At 41.9% G+C, this 15,822-nt stretch carries 18 protein-coding genes and 1 riboswitch; of the genes, 15 read left to right on the forward strand and 3 right to left on the reverse strand.

What is annotated here, in order from left to right:
• The first annotated feature begins 169 nt into the window (after positions 1 to 169).
• The 10 genes from B6A27_RS18690 (at position 170) to B6A27_RS13400 (ending at position 7,846) form a co-directional block, all read left to right on the forward strand.
• Entirely contained in the window at positions 170 to 307 is a 138-nt protein-coding gene (locus B6A27_RS18690) for a hypothetical protein (protein WP_156450476.1), read from the forward strand.
• 316 nt (positions 308 to 623) lie between these two features.
• A complete protein-coding gene (locus B6A27_RS13360; RefSeq protein WP_080862334.1) occupies positions 624 to 1,118 on the forward strand; it encodes a helix-turn-helix domain-containing protein in 495 nt (164 codons plus the stop codon).
• 13 nt (positions 1,119 to 1,131) lie between these two features.
• Positions 1,132 to 1,377 (forward strand): hypothetical protein, encoded by a 246-nt coding sequence (locus B6A27_RS13365; protein WP_066145714.1) that lies wholly within the window; start codon positions 1,132 to 1,134, stop codon positions 1,375 to 1,377.
• A gap of 738 nt (positions 1,378 to 2,115) precedes the next feature.
• Positions 2,116 to 2,658: a hypothetical protein gene (locus B6A27_RS13370; protein WP_080862335.1), complete on the forward strand. Its 543-nt coding sequence runs from the start codon at positions 2,116 to 2,118 to the stop codon at positions 2,656 to 2,658.
• A gap of 117 nt (positions 2,659 to 2,775) precedes the next feature.
• Positions 2,776 to 3,213: a BrxA/BrxB family bacilliredoxin gene (locus B6A27_RS13375; protein ID WP_066146530.1), complete on the forward strand. Its 438-nt coding sequence runs from the start codon at positions 2,776 to 2,778 to the stop codon at positions 3,211 to 3,213.
• A gap of 294 nt (positions 3,214 to 3,507) precedes the next feature.
• Positions 3,508 to 4,302 carry a transporter substrate-binding domain-containing protein gene (locus B6A27_RS13380; protein WP_080862336.1) on the forward strand — a complete coding sequence of 265 codons (795 nt, stop codon included), beginning with the start codon at positions 3,508 to 3,510 and terminating at the stop codon, positions 4,300 to 4,302.
• 206 nt (positions 4,303 to 4,508) lie between these two features.
• On the forward strand, positions 4,509 to 5,168 hold the full coding sequence (locus B6A27_RS13385; RefSeq protein WP_044744682.1) for an amino acid ABC transporter permease: 660 nt from the start codon (positions 4,509 to 4,511) through the stop codon (positions 5,166 to 5,168).
• Complete coding sequence (locus B6A27_RS13390; RefSeq protein WP_080862337.1) at positions 5,161 to 5,883, forward strand: amino acid ABC transporter ATP-binding protein; 723 nt, start codon at positions 5,161 to 5,163, stop codon at positions 5,881 to 5,883. Before B6A27_RS13385 ends, B6A27_RS13390 begins: the two co-directional genes overlap by 8 nt.
• A 447-nt stretch (positions 5,884 to 6,330) precedes the next feature.
• On the forward strand, positions 6,331 to 7,278 hold the full coding sequence (locus tag B6A27_RS13395; RefSeq protein WP_066146527.1) for an aromatic acid exporter family protein: 948 nt from the start codon (positions 6,331 to 6,333) through the stop codon (positions 7,276 to 7,278).
• Positions 7,279 to 7,339: 61 nt separating this feature from the next.
• Complete coding sequence (locus B6A27_RS13400; protein WP_066145703.1) at positions 7,340 to 7,846, forward strand: L,D-transpeptidase; 507 nt, start codon at positions 7,340 to 7,342, stop codon at positions 7,844 to 7,846.
• 41 nt (positions 7,847 to 7,887) lie between these two features.
• On the opposite strand, the gene prli42 is transcribed toward B6A27_RS13400, so the two are convergent.
• On the reverse strand, positions 7,888 to 7,983 hold the full coding sequence (gene prli42, locus B6A27_RS18545; protein ID WP_149917071.1) for a stressosome-associated protein Prli42: 96 nt from the start codon (positions 7,981 to 7,983) through the stop codon (positions 7,888 to 7,890).
• Between the two features lie 168 nt (positions 7,984 to 8,151).
• On the opposite strand from prli42, the gene mce reads away from it, so the two are divergent.
• Together mce and B6A27_RS13410 are read left to right on the forward strand one after the other, a co-directional pair.
• Positions 8,152 to 8,577 carry a methylmalonyl-CoA epimerase gene (gene mce / locus B6A27_RS13405; RefSeq protein ID WP_044744441.1) on the forward strand — a complete coding sequence of 142 codons (426 nt, stop codon included), beginning with the start codon at positions 8,152 to 8,154 and terminating at the stop codon, positions 8,575 to 8,577.
• On the forward strand, positions 8,574 to 10,124 hold the full coding sequence (locus B6A27_RS13410; RefSeq protein ID WP_080862339.1) for an acyl-CoA carboxylase subunit beta: 1,551 nt from the start codon (positions 8,574 to 8,576) through the stop codon (positions 10,122 to 10,124). The genes mce and B6A27_RS13410 overlap by 4 nt, the downstream gene beginning before the upstream one ends.
• A gap of 220 nt (positions 10,125 to 10,344) precedes the next feature.
• On the opposite strand, the gene B6A27_RS13415 is transcribed toward B6A27_RS13410, so the two are convergent.
• On the reverse strand, positions 10,345 to 11,685 hold the full coding sequence (locus B6A27_RS13415; RefSeq protein WP_080862340.1) for a PepSY-associated TM helix domain-containing protein: 1,341 nt from the start codon (positions 11,683 to 11,685) through the stop codon (positions 10,345 to 10,347).
• A 273-nt stretch (positions 11,686 to 11,958) separates the two neighbouring features.
• Here B6A27_RS13415 and B6A27_RS13420 point away from each other — a divergent pair, with 273 nt between their 5' ends.
• From B6A27_RS13420 to B6A27_RS13430, 3 genes are all read left to right on the forward strand, one after another.
• Positions 11,959 to 13,077 carry a tripeptidase T gene (locus B6A27_RS13420; protein ID WP_080862341.1) on the forward strand — a complete coding sequence of 373 codons (1,119 nt, stop codon included), beginning with the start codon at positions 11,959 to 11,961 and terminating at the stop codon, positions 13,075 to 13,077.
• 372 nt (positions 13,078 to 13,449) lie between these two features.
• Positions 13,450 to 13,911 (forward strand): chemotaxis protein CheW, encoded by a 462-nt coding sequence (locus B6A27_RS13425; protein ID WP_080862342.1) that lies wholly within the window; start codon positions 13,450 to 13,452, stop codon positions 13,909 to 13,911.
• Between the two features lie 560 nt (positions 13,912 to 14,471).
• Positions 14,472 to 14,576, forward strand: a riboswitch (guanidine-I (ykkC/yxkD leader).
• A 158-nt stretch (positions 14,577 to 14,734) separates the two neighbouring features.
• Positions 14,735 to 15,055: a DMT family transporter gene (locus B6A27_RS13430; protein ID WP_080862484.1), complete on the forward strand. Its 321-nt coding sequence runs from the start codon at positions 14,735 to 14,737 to the stop codon at positions 15,053 to 15,055.
• Positions 15,056 to 15,333: 278 nt separating this feature from the next.
• Here B6A27_RS13430 and B6A27_RS13435 read toward each other — a convergent pair whose 3' ends face one another.
• On the reverse strand, positions 15,334 to 15,666 hold the full coding sequence (locus tag B6A27_RS13435; protein WP_066145691.1) for a hypothetical protein: 333 nt from the start codon (positions 15,664 to 15,666) through the stop codon (positions 15,334 to 15,336).
• Between the last annotated feature and the right edge of the window lie 156 nt (positions 15,667 to 15,822).

Genomic DNA, 15,822 nt, shown 5'->3' on the forward strand with positions numbered 1-15,822 from the left:
TAGATCAAAAAGCCTTAGATTAAATTCTACGGAATGTGATATTTGATCCCCTTTGAGTAACCGGTGATGAACCTCTCCCACCTCTTAACGGGATGGAAGTGGGGGGCTTCTTGGTAAAAGCCCACATTTCAGATGTGGCCTGTCACACGATACTTGAAGGGGATTTTTTATGGCGAAAAAGACCAACATTTCAATTGTATACAGAGGAGTTCAAGCTACAAGCTGTTCTGTTCGTTTGTACGAAAAAGGAGAAATAAGTGATCAAGCTGTTGCCGCGCCATTATGGATTCCTAGTTCTCTCAAGTGAAAACGTAGGCAAGAAAAGATCAAAACGGTGAACTTCTTTCGAATCAATGCGGGACACATATGTTTGTTCGTTCACACGTACGACGGAAGCTCGTTTTGAGGAGACTTAGATGATGAAACGGTCTGGAAAAGGGCAAGGATATTTATTATTACAATATGTAACAAAAACAACTAACGGTAGATTGAAAATCAACTTATAGATGATAAAATTCAACGATTTCTCTATTCAATCGATACCTATTAAATGCAATAATATGTATAAAGTTCAGTATAATTAACATTTATTTCAACTTCGTAACAAAAGGTAGGTATCGAAAATGGCTAATACATTAGGTTCAAGAATTGGAGAATTCAGAAAGAAAAAGGGAATGACACAGGACCAACTTGCAGAATACATCGGAGTCTCTTCTCAAGCAGTAAGTAAATGGGAAAATGACTTGTCATGCCCAGATATTACTTTACTTCCTCAACTCGCGGATTATTTTCATGTCACAGTAGATGAACTTCTAAGGGGTGGAAAATCTAAAGTTGTTCAAGTCGTTTCAGAAGAAGAACGCAAAGATTTCAACAAAATGCTTTTAAAGGTATTTGTTCATAGTGAACAGGGGGATATTGTAAAAGTGAATGTGCCACTTAGATTGATAAAAGCTGCTTTGGAAATCGGAATGCAATTACCACAGATTTCATGCCATGATGCTTTGAAAAACATTGATTTACAAGCGATATTACTAATGGCGGAAAGCGGAGTGATAGGTAAGATAGTGGAGGTTAAGAGTGCTAATGGCGATAACGTTGAAGTTGTAATTGAATGATCGGAGATCTGTTATGAAGATTAGAATTGAGGCAAACGGACATCGTCTTATCCTTCCTTTACCCATGAAGGTGGTGTTAAATGATGTGACCATCCGAATCATAGCGAGTTGTATTAAAAAGTATTCGAATGTTCCCATCAAAGAAGAATATTTAAAAGTCTTAAGAAAAGAGTTGATCAATGCGAAAATGTCATTTAGAAAACTTGTTCTTCTTGATGTATCAAGCAGTGATGGTTTTAAGATTAAAATTACACTATGAACCTCTCCCACCTTTCCTTCGTGTAGAGGTGGGAGACTTCTCGGTGCATGGTGTTAAATAAATGTTCTAACGTAAAACAGCATGAGACATTGATAAGCGAAAACCTTGACGGCAATGCTTTTGTATATCAAAGCGATTGCCGTTATTTTTATTTATCATTTGTTCTGCAGAGCATTGGCCAGCGCTAAACGGTCGGCTTCCTTAAGCCATGGAACATTCTTTTTTGTACTTGGCAGAAGGCGAGGATTTTTATTTTTATTCATTCTTACGTTTTTCATATAGTTCTTTTCATTCTTTCTGTTAGTGAACTACTCACCACTTAGCTAAAGCTTGAAGTGGGAGCTTCTCAGTTCCACGACGAAAGCCGCCTTTCGTCTCCCTGAGCGTGACTTCGGGTCGTTCCAACCCTAGATGTCCGACAATTCGGAGTTCTTTTGTACCTTGGATATTTTACGCATGGAAGGATCCGCTTGGTTTTCGCATTTTATTTTCTCCATGCAACCTCCTATATCCAGTTATGAAAGAACGACATAGGTTTATTTTACCACAGGGTCAGACAATTGAACAGGCAAAAGCCTGTCCTTGTCCGAAGTCGATTCATCTCCCACTTTCATCAAGCTTCGCAAGATTTAGAAGTGGGAGACTTCTCGACTGAAGAATGTTAAATGATCACATAAAAAAAGGAAGATTGTTGAACAATAGTAACAGCTAACGAAGTGTGTATGATGAGGTGATGAAATGAGAGGATGGTCTAAGCTATTCATCTGTATAGGCTTGCTGTTTATGTTTCATTTCCCTGCTGAGGCTTATTCTGATAGCATTCCAAAGCAAGCAGTCCATATCAAACGTGCCGAAACGTTGAAGGGGTTAGTAAATCGTTCAACGTTCATTGCGTATGGCTGGTTTGATACTTCACATCAGAAACGATCACTAGACAAATCAGTGCAAAGTGGACGGCTTGTCAATTTTGTCCAACGATTTCATGTAGACAAATATATAAAGGGAACGAATGGTAAAATCATCAACGTGTTATCCACCGGAGTTGAGCCACTTCCTGCCCCTTTAAATCCAATTAACAAAGTTTACCCAGGGCCTATGGCGGAAGGGCGGTATGTTTGTTTTTTAAAACCTGTTGAAGGAACAGAATTTTATACCATTGTCGGGGGATGGCAAGGAGTTTATCCTGTTTATGAAGGAAAAATCATTTCGTTGGAAGACGGTTTTTCAGAGTTGAACCAGTTAACCCTCAGACAATTGGAAACAAAAATCAAATCGTACTAAATTCAATGACATTTGAAGGCAGGCCTGTTTGCAATTAAAAAATGCACGATGTCATATAAATTGAAACATCGCTCCTCTTATTGGTATGATAAAAAAAAGAAAGAAGGAGCGAGTGATATGGAATTTAACTTTCAGTTTTTTATGAATGACATTGTCCAACAAGCACGTAAAGAAATAGTGGAAGCAGGATATGAAGAGTTGCGCACGCCACAGGAGGTAGATGAAGCATTTAGCCGGAAGGGAACAACGCTTGTCATGGTGAACTCTGTGTGCGGCTGCGCGGGAGGAATTGCTCGTCCAGCCGCGGCGCATGCTGTTCACTATGATAAACGCCCAGATCATCTCGTGACTGTGTTTGCTGGTCAAGATAAGGAAGCGACGGCGAGAGCGCGTGAATATTTTGTTGGCTATCCGCCATCTTCTCCATCATTTGCTTTATTAAAGGATGGGAAGATTTGCACAATGATTGAACGCCATGAAATTGAAGGACATGAACCAATTGCCGTTGTTCAGAAGCTGCAAGCGGCCTTTGAACAGCATTGTGATGAAGTATAAAGAAGCTTATAACCAGATCTGCTCGTTTAAGACGGGCAGATCTTTTTTTGACAGTTGAATATTTTTTAAATATAAAAATAATTTTATATTTATGAAAACAGATTGCATATTTATGAAAACGATGTTATGATACAAATTGTTTTAATAACTTAAGAAAGACTAGTCTTATTACAAAAAATCATGAACTGCAGTTGAAGATGGGAGACGTCTGTCATTAGACAATTTCTAAATATGGTTGTTATGAAAGTATATAAATATAATACTTTTTGAATGGGAAGAGAAGGAGCAAAGATCATGAAAAAATGGAGAGGACTTTTGTCGCTATTATTTTGTATTCTGTTCATTAGTTTGCTTTCTGGCTGCGGGGCATCCGGATCATCTGCAGAAAAACAAAGCGAGTCAAATAAAAAAATATTGAAACTAGGCACCTCTGCTGATTATGCACCTTTTGAGTATATGGATACAGCGAAAGGGGACGAGGTCATTGGTTTTGATATTGATTTAGCAAATATGATCGCCAAAGAGCTTGGATATGAAGTCCAAGTGGTTGACATGGATTTCAATGGCTTGATTCCAGCTTTGCAATCGGGTAAAGTTGATTTTGTTTTAGCGAGTATGACCCCTACGCCGGAGCGGAAAAAAAGTGTCGACTTTTCTGATGTGTATTATGTAGCGAAAAATATGATTGTTACAAAAAAAGAAAATGGGTTAAAGACAATGGAGGACTTAAAAGGAAAAACGGTTGGAGTGCAAACAGCCTCCATTCAAGAGGGAGAGGCGAAAAAACTTGCAAAAACCATTGAGATGAAGCTTGAAAGTCGCAATCGCATACCAGAGTTAATTCAAGAAATACAAGCTGGGCGTTTCGATGCGGCGATTATCGAAAATACCGTCGCCAAAGGGTATATAAAGAACAGCGGTGGCAAGTTAATGGGAACGACCATGCAGACGAGTGAGCAAGAAGCTGGCTCAGCCATTGCTTTCCCAAAAGGAAGCAAGCTAACAGACAAATTTAATCAAGTATTACAAGAAAAAATGAAGAACGGAGAAGTAGACAAGCTTATTAAAAAATGGTTTGATCAGCAGTAACTAAATTTCGTGTTGAATCGGTATTTAGTTTGAAGAACGCAGATGAAACACATGGGCCGGCGAAATCAGAACGGCAAGAAAGCCCGTGATCGGAACGAATGGAGCGGATTGGATAAAATCGAAACAGCAAACGAGGCCAAGCGCTGCTTACGGGCAAGCCTCGTTTTTTTACGGTTGATGATATATAAGGAAGGACGGGTTTGAGTGTGAGCTTAAATTTCTCTCAGTTTATCCCGACAATCCCTTTTATTTTACAAGGGATAGGGGTAACGTTAAAAATTGTGGCATCGGCAGCATTGTTGGGGTTTGCTTTCGGAATTGTTTTAGCTTTATTTAAAATCGGCAGAATCAAGCTGTTAACGTGGCTGGCAGATCTTTATACTTCCATTTTTCGCGGCACGCCGCTTGTATTGCAGCTGATGATTATTTATTTTGGCATGCCGCAAATGATCGGCTTTGAAATTGAAGCCTTTCCGGCCGCCGTGATTGCTTTTGGTTTAAACTCTGCTGCTTATATTTCTGAAATCATTCGCGCCGGCATTTTAGCGGTTGATAGCGGCCAGAGAGAGGCGGCAATGGCATTGGGCGTTCCCTATCCCCTAATGATGCGAAATATCATTTTGCCTCAAGCGTTTAAACATATTTTGCCGGCGTTAATGAACGAGTTTATTACATTGACAAAAGAATCGGCAGTTGTAACGGTCATTGGTGCGATGGATATTATGCGGCGCGCCTATATCGTTGGGGGAGACAAATATGCGTTTTTTGAACCGTTGCTGATTGCGGGAATAATTTATTACATTTTAGTGATGATTCTCACAATGCTTGGCAAAGTGATCGAGGGGAGAATGAGAAAAAGTGATTAAAGTCGTAGACCTTCATAAATCATTTGGCAAGTTGGACGTATTAAAGGGAATTACAGTAAAGATCGAACAAGGAGAAGTAGTAGCCATTATCGGACCATCCGGCTCTGGAAAATCCACGTTTTTGCGTTGTTTAAATTTGCTGGAACAGCCGACACGCGGACAAATTTGGATCGGATCGCAAGAAATTACGAATCGTCAAACAGATATGATGAAAGTGCGGGAAAAAATCGGGATGGTTTTTCAGCATTTTCATCTGTTTCCTCACATGACGGTCTTAGAGAACGTAACATATGCTCCAATCAAGGTAAAAGGGATGTCAAAAAGCGATGCAGAGACCCAAGGAATGGAGCTGCTTGGGAAGGTAGGCTTAGTGTCCAAGGCAAATGAGTACCCCAGTCGTTTATCTGGAGGGCAAAAACAGCGTGTGGCCATTGCTCGGGCGCTTGCGATGTCGCCTGAAATCATGTTATTTGATGAACCGACCTCAGCACTTGATCCAGAGATGGTGAAAGAAGTGCTTGAGGTGATGAAGTCGCTTGCTTATACCGGCATGACGATGGCCGTTGTGACGCATGAAATGGGTTTTGCCCGCGAAGTGGCTGACCGCGTGCTTTTTTTAGACGGCGGCCAGCTTATTGAGGATGCACCGCCAAATGAGTTTTTTGCCTCGCCAAAAAGCAAGAGGGCTCAAGAATTTCTCGAAAAGGTGCTATAATAAAAAGGTGATCGCCGATCATCTTTTTATTTTTTTGCAGATAGAATGAGTATGGATGATGAAGAAAACGAGCCGAGAGCGTTCCGTTTGCAAATATCCCTTTCTTTTTGAATCGGAGTTGGTGATGTTGGATAGAGAATGATTCGAGAAAATTTGTATATCAGGTGTATTGATTATCTAATAGAAACCAATTGACACTGCTTGTGTCTAGCTCAATCATTCCATCTTTTTAGTAAAATAATGGCTCATCAACAATTGTGTTTGTATAGCAATGCAAAGATGGAATGAACGGAAATCCACCGTCGGAAGAGTTCAGGGATCTGCCTTTTCGTCTACCTGACCAGCGAAATCAGATCAGCGCTTGCGCATGCGAGAACAGATGTTAATGCCTCAAGCTTCTATATGATGAAGCGGTTAGCATCATGACATTCACAGGGGGTGTATAGGCTGAAAATAGGATATCGCACCATTAAAACAGCGATCGGCACAACCGCTTCTATTAGTTTAGCTCAGTATTTTGGATTGCATAACTTTGTATCAGCCGGAATTATTACACTTTTATGCATTCAGGTGACGAAAAAGAAATCGCTGCAAACCGCGTGGGCCCGCTTTGCTGCTTGCATGGTAGCTATCGTGTTTTCCTTTATTTTTTTTAAAGGAATTGCTTATCATCCTGTCTCGATTGGATTGCTGCTGCTCTTTTTTATTCCGGCGACGGTTAGGCTGAAGATCACGGAAGGGATTGCGACAAGCTCTGTTATCATTCTTCATTTTTATGCGGCTAAACAATTTACCGTGCAAATTGTCATCAATGAGGTACTGTTGGTTGTGATCGGAATTGGCGTGGCTCTTATTGTCAATATGTATATGCCTAGCATCGAGAAGAAATTGAAGGAGTACCAGCGCATCATTGAAGACTTATTTCGCATTATTTTGAAGGAAGTTGTGAAGTATTTGCGGACGAACGAGAGCAGCTGGGACGGGAAAGAGCTTATGCTGGCAGCAGATATTTTACAGGAAGCGAAAATAGCGGCTTTGCACAATCTCCAAAACCATTTCTTAAGGAATGAAACAGGATATTATCACTATTTTCGAATGCGGGAAAAACAGTTTGAAATTATCGAGCGGGTGCTTCCGCTTGTGACGTCGCTTACATATACAGTGGAGCAGCGAAAAGTCGTTGCTGATTTTATTGATGAGCTGAGCGATGCCATTCATCCAGGCAATACAGCTGATCGTTTTTTGCAAAAGCTTCATGATATGAAAAAGCAATTTGAGGCAATGGAGCTTCCGAAAACGCGCGAAGAGTTTGAAGAGCGAGCGGCATTGCTTCACCTAGTGAAGGAATTGGAGCAATATTTAATCATTAAAAGCCAGTTTCATCCTGACAAATAAATCATGAATGGGGTTTTCCTTTTTGCTTCAAAATATAAGAAAAAGCAAAGGGTGAAATTATATGCGGCTACTTATGGCGATTATGCTATCATGCTCATTGCTGTGGCCGACGACATCATCAGCATCATCAGCCACCCAGCCTTTTATTATTATTAACAAGGCGACGAATCAGCTTGCTTTTATTCGAGGAGGAAGAATTGAGGCGGTTTATCCTGTGGCAACAGGTGTCACAACAGCTTTAACACCTGAAGGGCTGTTTACAGTGAAGGTAAAAGCGAAAAATCCATATTACCGAAAGAAGAGTATTCCCGGAGGTGCTCCAAGCAACCCGCTTGGAACAAGATGGATCGGCTTTGATGCAAAAGGAACCGATGGACGAATCTATGGAATCCACGGCACAAACAATTCACAATCGATTGGCCGTTATATTACGCAAGGGTGTGTGCGCATGCACAATCGGGATGTGGAAACGCTATATGAAAAAATTCCAGAAGGAACCAAGGTGTTCATTGTTCGTAGCAATGAATCATTTGCCGTGCTAGCTAGACAGCAGGGAGCGATGCGATAAAAGAAAGACGGGCGACTTTGATGGAAAAGTCGCCTCTCTTATTAAAACCACATACCAACGCCTGCTAAAATAGTTGTTAACAGCATGGTAATAAGCATTAAGTATACGACAATTTTTTGCGTTTTTTTGCGGGACATGAGATTTCCTCCCTATCTAAACATATTGCCATTTATCATTGTACCGCCATTTTAAATCGTGAACAAGCAAAAAAATAGGTCGCTCTAAAACGTGTTAGCAGGATTTTTTGTCGAAAGGTCGAATATAAATAATGTTTATGAATATTCACAGCAAAGGGGATTAGACGGATGAACGTAAAGAAAATCGACCATATCGGCATTGCGGTTTCGTCGATTGAGAAAGCGCTGCCATTTTATGTCGATACGCTGCAACTGCCGCTGGTTGGAATCGAGGAAGTCGAATCGGAAAAGGTAAAAGTAGCGTTTTTAAAGCTGGGAGAAGCAAAGATTGAACTATTAGAACCGACGGCCCCGGATAGCGCTGTTGCCGCATTTATTGAAAAGCGGGGAGAAGGAATTCATCACATTGCGCTCGGTGTCGATGACATTCAAGCTCGTATTGACGAATTAAAAACAAAGGGAATTCGCATGATTCAAGATAAACCGAAAACCGGGGCTGGGGGAGCGCTTGTGGCATTTATGCATCCGAAATCGGCCCACGGCGTGTTATACGAGCTTTGTGAAAAAACAAATGCGGGAGGTCATCAAGAATGACAGACATGTATGACAAAATTAATGAGCTCTATGACCGACGCCGAGAAATTGAATTGGGCGGCGGGGATGATAAAATTGAGAAGCAGCATGCAAAAGGAAAGCTTACTGCCCGCGAGCGCATTGATTTACTTTTAGACGAAGGGTCGTTTGTCGAGTTAAATCCATTTATGGAGCATCGCTGTACCGATTTTGGGCTTGAAGGAAAAAAAGGACCTGGGGATGGCGTTGTGACTGGATATGGGAAAATTAATGGAAGAACCGTATTCGTCTTTTCGCAAGATTTTACAGTTTTTGGCGGTGCGCTGGGAGAAATGCATGCCAAAAAAATCACGAATATTATGGATTTGGCGGCGAAAACAGGAGCGCCCGTCATCGGACTAAATGATTCAGGAGGCGCTCGCATTCAAGAAGGCGTTTTATCACTTGATGGATATGGGCATATTTTTTACCGAAATGCCATTTACTCTGGAGTGATTCCGCAAATTTCTGTGATTATGGGACCTTGTGCGGGCGGTGCCGTTTATTCGCCGGCGATTACAGACTTTGTTTTCATGGTGGAAAAAACGAGTCAGATGTTTATCACTGGCCCAAAAGTCATTGAAACAGTGACGGGCGAAAAAATCAGCGCTGAGGATTTGGGAGGAGCCCGTGTACATAACACAATCAGCGGTAATGCGCATTTTTCTGGAAAATCGGAGGAAGAAGTGCTAGAGGAAGTGCGTCGACTGTTAAGCTATCTTCCGCAAAATTGTCAAGAAAAACCGCCGGCTAGCTCTGTCCCAGACGATGATGATGATCGGCCAGACTTAGCTGACGCGATTCCAGTGGATGCGGTACGTCCGTACGATGTGCGCAATGTGGTGCTTCAGGTCGTCGATGAAGGATCATTTATGGAAGTGCATAAAGACTTTGCTAAAAATATTGTCGTTGGTTTTGCTCGCATTAAAGGAGAAGTGGTTGGGCTTGTGTGCAACCAGCCGAAATTTATGGCCGGCGGTCTTGATATCGATTCGTCTGATAAAGCCTCCCGCTTTATTCGTTTTTGTGATTCATTCAATATCCCAATTATTACATTTGAAGATGTGACCGGCTTCTTTCCGGGGGTTAAACAGGAGCATGGCGGCATCATTCGTCACGGAGCGAAAATTTTATACGCCTACTCTGAAGCGACGGTTCCAAAAATCACTGTCATTTTGCGCAAAGCGTACGGCGGCGCGTACGTGGCACTAAATAGCAAAGCGATTGGAGCGGATGTTGTATACGCTTGGCCGAACGCAGAAATTGCTGTCATGGGGCCTCAAGGAGCCGCTAATATCATCTTCGCCGGCGAAATTGAGAAAAGCGCAAATCCAGAAGAAACGCGAGCACAAAAAATTGAGGAGTATCGCAATAAATTCGCAAATCCATATGTCGCCGCCAAATACGGAATGGTGGATGATGTGATTGATCCACGCGATACAAGAGTGAAGCTGATTCAAGCACTCGACATGCTCCGTCATAAGCAGGAGGAGCGTCCGCAGAAAAAACACGGAAACATTCCATTATAATTTGTGTAACACTGAGCGGTCGCTCAGAGAGGAGACAAAGTCCATTTAGGCTTTGTCTCCTGTTATTTTCCATATCGGACTAGAACGGAAAAGGAACATAGACGAGCGAAGACACAAATCAAATAAAAACGTTGATGAGCGAACGAGCGCGGCTAATGACAGGAGATGAAAGCGTTTGTCAATAGTTTGGGCGAACAGGCTGCAGCCTGTTCGCCCTTTCTTATGAAAACCAAGCGTGTAATTTTGGAATGCGTCGAATGATCAACCAATCAAAAATAAGAGCGGCTGCTAAGGAAAGAGCAACCAAAGGCATCGCAATTCCGAGGATCACGATGAGCGCTGTTACTACGCGCATGGCTTTTTTATTTTGCGGTGCCGGAGGCGTTCCTAATTTTCCTTGCGGCCGGCGCTTCCACCACATGACTACACCGCTATAAGCAATGAAGATGAGCCCAAGACAGGCAATCAGTCCTAATATTTGATTCAATAGCCCAAAGTAGCGTCCCTCATGAAGAGCAATGCCAATTTCAATCCATTTAGCCATCCATCCATAATCTTTGAACCGTAAATCGGCTAGCACATTTCCGCTGTATTGGTCGATATGCAATGTGGCTTGATCCTGCGGAAGCGTGGGGAATACAGAAATCGTATATACGCCTTTTTCTCCTTCCGGAAAATTCACTTCAAATCCAGGATGTACATTTCTCTCTTTGGCAATTTCAATGATTTTTTCAACAGGAAGTGCCGCCGGTCCATTTTCTTGGGATTGCGGAACGGGCATATTTTCAGCTGCCCAAGGCACTTTGGCTACTGATTTCGTCGATATGGAGGATTCTGGAATGTTGCCATCCCATAAACCAGAAGGATATCCAGATTGTGTAGCTGTTGCGATTCGATTAATTTTGTCTCCCATAAACCCAGCCCAAGGCAATCCTGTTATGATGAGCAATAAAATGAAGGCAGAAAGCCAAATCGCTACGATGGAGTGGAGATCTTTCCACATTGCGCGTTTTCCGGTATGCAGGCGAATTTTGATTATTCCATATAAAGAACGGTTACGAGGCCACCATAAATAGAGGCCGGTGACTAATAGAATAATAGCCCAGCATGCAGCCAATTCAACTAAACGATCTCCGATGGTACCAGCCATGATCTCCCCGTGAAGCTTGACCACGATATTCATCAGCCTGGATTCATCTGCTAGCTTCCCTAAAATGCTCCCGTTATACGGATTGATAAAAACGGTATAGGCTTTGTTGTTCCAAACGATCCCCACTTCTGTGGAACGGTTTGCCGCATCACTTGGTTTGTAGCGTGTAATGGTGGCGCTCGGATATCGGTGTTTGACATTTGCGATTAATTCGCTTGGTGTCAGCTCCTGAGTTTCTTTTGGGATGTAATAGTAATTTTTATATAAAACGGATTCTATTTGTGGTTTAAACAAGTAAATGGCCCCTGTAATAGCCAAAAGGATGAGAAGTGGCGCAAAGATCATTCCCGCATAAAAATGCCAGCGCCATATGGATTTGTATACATCTTTTGGTGACAAGAAGGTTTTCATGATATGAATCTCCTTTTCAGCATGATATGAAAAATTTATTGGCCAGTGGAATCATAACAGCTAGTTGTGATAAAAAAGTGAAGCTTCTATGAAGTTTTAATATGTCTATTGAGAAGCCGCTCACTTTGAAACGACGTATAGCTGGGAGAGCGGTTTATCGTTTGAAGTGGGCATAATAGAAAGAATGTGACGATTATATGACATTGATGAAACAATGGTGTATAATTTTTCTATAATAATGATTTTTACATACTAGTGCAGGGGGCGTGTTAGATGATTAATGAACAACGTTTAGTGGATGAGTTTTTAGAGCTTGTTCAAATTGATTCAGAGACAAAATATGAAGGAGAAATCGCCAAAGTATTAAAACAAAAATTTGAAGCGCTTGGACTTCATGTGATCGAAGATGATACGACAGGCCAAACAGGACATGGGGCAGGAAATTTAATTTGCACGCTTGAAGCCACAAAAGAAGGAATTGACCCTATTTACTTTACATCCCACATGGATACCGTCGTTCCGGGAAAAGGAGTGAAGCCTTCGATTCAGGATGGCTATGTTGTAACAGACGGCACGACCATTTTAGGCGCCGACGATAAAGCAGGGCTTGCGGCAATGTTTGAAGCGATCCGTGTCCTTAAAGAGCAAAATATGGCACACGGAACCATTCAATTTATTATTACGGTTGGTGAGGAATCTGGTCTTGTTGGCGCGAAAGCCCTTGATCCATCTCTGATTACGGCTAAATTCGGCTATGCATTGGACAGCGACGGAAAAGTAGGAAATATCGTGGTTGCTGCGCCGACACAGGCAAAATTAAAAGTGGTGATTCATGGGAAAACAGCGCATGCGGGGGTGGCACCTGAGCGCGGGGTATCGGCGATCACCATCGCATCGAAGGCAATTGCCCAAATGCCGCTTGGCCGCATTGATGAAGAAACGACAGCGAATATTGGCCGCTTTGAAGGCGGAACACAAACGAATATCGTCTGCGATCGCGTTGATATTTTAGCAGAAGCGCGCTCGCTCGTGCCAGAAAAAATGGAAGCGCAAGTGACGAAGATGAAAGAGACGTTTGAACGGGTAGCAGAGGAAATGGGAGGACGTGCACATGTCCAAGTAGAAGTCATGTATCCGGGCTTCAAGTTCGGCGACGGGGATCATGTGGTAGAAATAGCGAAACGTGCTGCTGCTAAAATTGGTCGTTCGTGCGAGCTTTTGCACAGCGGAGGAGGCAGCGATGCCAATGTAATTGCTGGCTTCGGCATTCCAACCGTGAACTTGGCTGTAGGATATGAAGATATTCACACCACAAATGAGAAGATGCCAATTGAAGAGCTTGTAAAAACAGCGGAAATGGTCATTGCGATTATCGAAGAAGTAGCGAAATAAGAAAGACGGGGTGTCTTAAAAGACAGTTGGGTTTAAGGCACCCTTTTATGTTACATGGGATTATGATTGGGTTTACCACTAATTTTTCCGCCTCATTTATGCGGTAGTTATATTAGGATAGTAAAGTGACCAAATGCTTTTTGCCTCGTTTATTGAACGAATGCAGTTAAATTTAGATAAGAGTTGCGGCTAGAGGAAAGCACACAGATGAAGAATACAAGCGAGCGAGCATTTCTATGCTATCCATTTTCAGCTTATGTTTATTTTGCAAACAGCAGTGAAAGCATATGAGAATAAACAACAAAGACTTTGATATTCAGCAGAGGCTGGAGTATGATGAATATATAGTGTTTGTTGGGGAGAGAATGGAAGATGAATAAAGTAGTTGTATTTCAGCTCGGGAACGAGCAATATGCGATTCCGATCGAGCAAGTCGTTTCCATCGAAAAGATGGCGGCACCAACCGTGATTCCGCAAATGCCTGATTATATGCTTGGGGTTGTGCGCATTCGCGGTGAATTAGTGCCGGTGCTTGATATGGTGAAAATTTTATATCGCCATTCATACATCCAAACGGAGAAAACAAGATTGATTGTCGTCCAAGCGGAAGATTTGGTCGTGGCGTTTATTGCCGACGATGCGAAAGAAATCCTTGATATTCCTAGCGAAGCAATGAAGCAGTTAAATATGCTCGCCTACCGGCAAACACCTTATTTTCTTGGAGTGGCCAACTTGCCGGAGCGATTGATCACTCTCATTGATGCCAACCGCCTGTTTGAGAGTCTAGAAGGAATGCAGATGATTAAAGAGCGCATAAAAGAGAATCAATCATGAAAATAGCGCGGCTGGATTGATGTGCTTCTTTAATTATCAGCGGCAATGCATTTCGAGAAATTTCAACTTGTTTTTTGTCATATAGACGTCCATGATAAACGATTTTTTCACTATTGGAAAGGTGAAAATGGTGCTTTGGCGTGACAAAGGCAAGTCACCGAACTTGTTTCTTATTTCAAAAAAATGGAATTCTAATTTCAATAAGCTCAGTCTTCTAGCTGCATCTATAATAGTGAAGATCACGCATTCAGATGGCTGGCCAATGTAAGTGACACGCTTTTGGTTGGACAAGTTTCTCGCTGTGTGCTAGAATCACGTAGAATGTTTTTAACCTTGCTCCAAAAGCAGTGTCCCACTTCTAAACATGAAGGCGTGCCAGCGCCAGTGAAAGTGGGAGAGGGATTGCCAACGGAAGGATCCTCTATCGTTCAAACGAACTCCTTCGGAACGAAGGAAAGCCATAAAGGGTCCTTGTGTGTGGCTTGCTGTTCAATGAACATGCACAAGGCGTTTGAAGCCTTCACCTCTAAGCGAAGCATAGTTCACGAAATATAAAATATAAAAAAGTTTTCTAGGGTTCCGTGGTCGCTTAGCAGCCAGACTGTGACCGAGAGAAAACGCACAAGCCGCGCTTGTGTACACGGAGGGATAAAAGCCCGGGAGGAATGTCTTGTAGAGAGATATTTCTTTCGAGGCTTTTTATTTTTTCTTACTAAAATAGAGATGTAGCTTGGCACATGGACATTTGTATCCCGAAGGCTGACACGTAGGTTTTTACAGATTTTTAAGTTGTATTGATATAAACAGAAGGAGGATTTAGATGATGGCGTGGGTATATTTAATTATTGCTGGCCTATTTGAAATTGTGTGGGCGATCGCTTTAAAATATACATTTGGGTTTACGAGGATGGTTCCATCTATCATTACCATTGTTGGAATGCTTGTCAGCTTTTATTTTTTGTCGCTTGGAATCAAAATATTGCCGATTGGCACGGCCTATGCAGTATGGACTGGAATTGGAGCGGCAGGAACGGTGATAGCCGGCATTTTGTTTTTTAATGAACCAATTACGATGTTAAGAGTTGTTTTTTTGCTGTTACTTTTGGTTGGACTTATTGGTCTGAAATTTACATCTGGACATTAAGAAGTATGGCGTTTATGTTTACCTATCATCAAACTTCGTTTTTTCTACGGAGCTTATGTTGTTTTTCGAAGGACCTTTTCGTCACGTATCCACGTGACGAAAAGGTGAATCACGAGACTCTTCTGACCGCAAAGTTTCATAGGCACCATTCGTTCTAATGAGAAGCCTCCCTTCCCTTAACGAAGTGTAGATGGGAAACGGATAGTCCCTCTCTTTGAAGTGATTTGACTGTCAAGCATGTAACATCATAAAGAAATTTAAAGGATGATGCCTTCGATTTACATTGCTAAAAGGGGCATTTTTTTAATATTTCCTTTGATGAGCTTTAATTCTTTGCCGTCGATAATTAAATCGATCATTAACCCTTGGCACACATCATGAGCGTTCTTTTTATAGTTGGATTGCAAATATTGTACACGATACCATTTTCCTTGGTATTCAAAGTACATAAAACGCCCGCGAGTGAAATCAATCCAAAATTTTGTTTGTTCTCCGTTTAGCCTCTTGATGACATATCCCCATGATCTTCCTTGTTGAGACATGGCCATTTTCGGTTTGGAAGTATTGATTGCTTGATAATATAGCTTGTTGTGAAGGTCATAAAGCATCATGATTGCGAGCGCCTCCTTTTTTCCGTTTTGTTACTATTATAGACAAGCTATGAGAATATTAGACTAGTTTTTATATACGGAAACTTGCAGTAGACGATGGGAGAGATTGTTCAAAATGCAGAGTGCAACCTGTCACGATTCGAGCCGTTCGCTATA

This window comes from Anoxybacillus sp. UARK-01 (assembly GCF_002075365.1).
Classification (GTDB): domain Bacteria; phylum Bacillota; class Bacilli; order Bacillales; family Anoxybacillaceae; genus Anoxybacteroides; species Anoxybacteroides rupiense.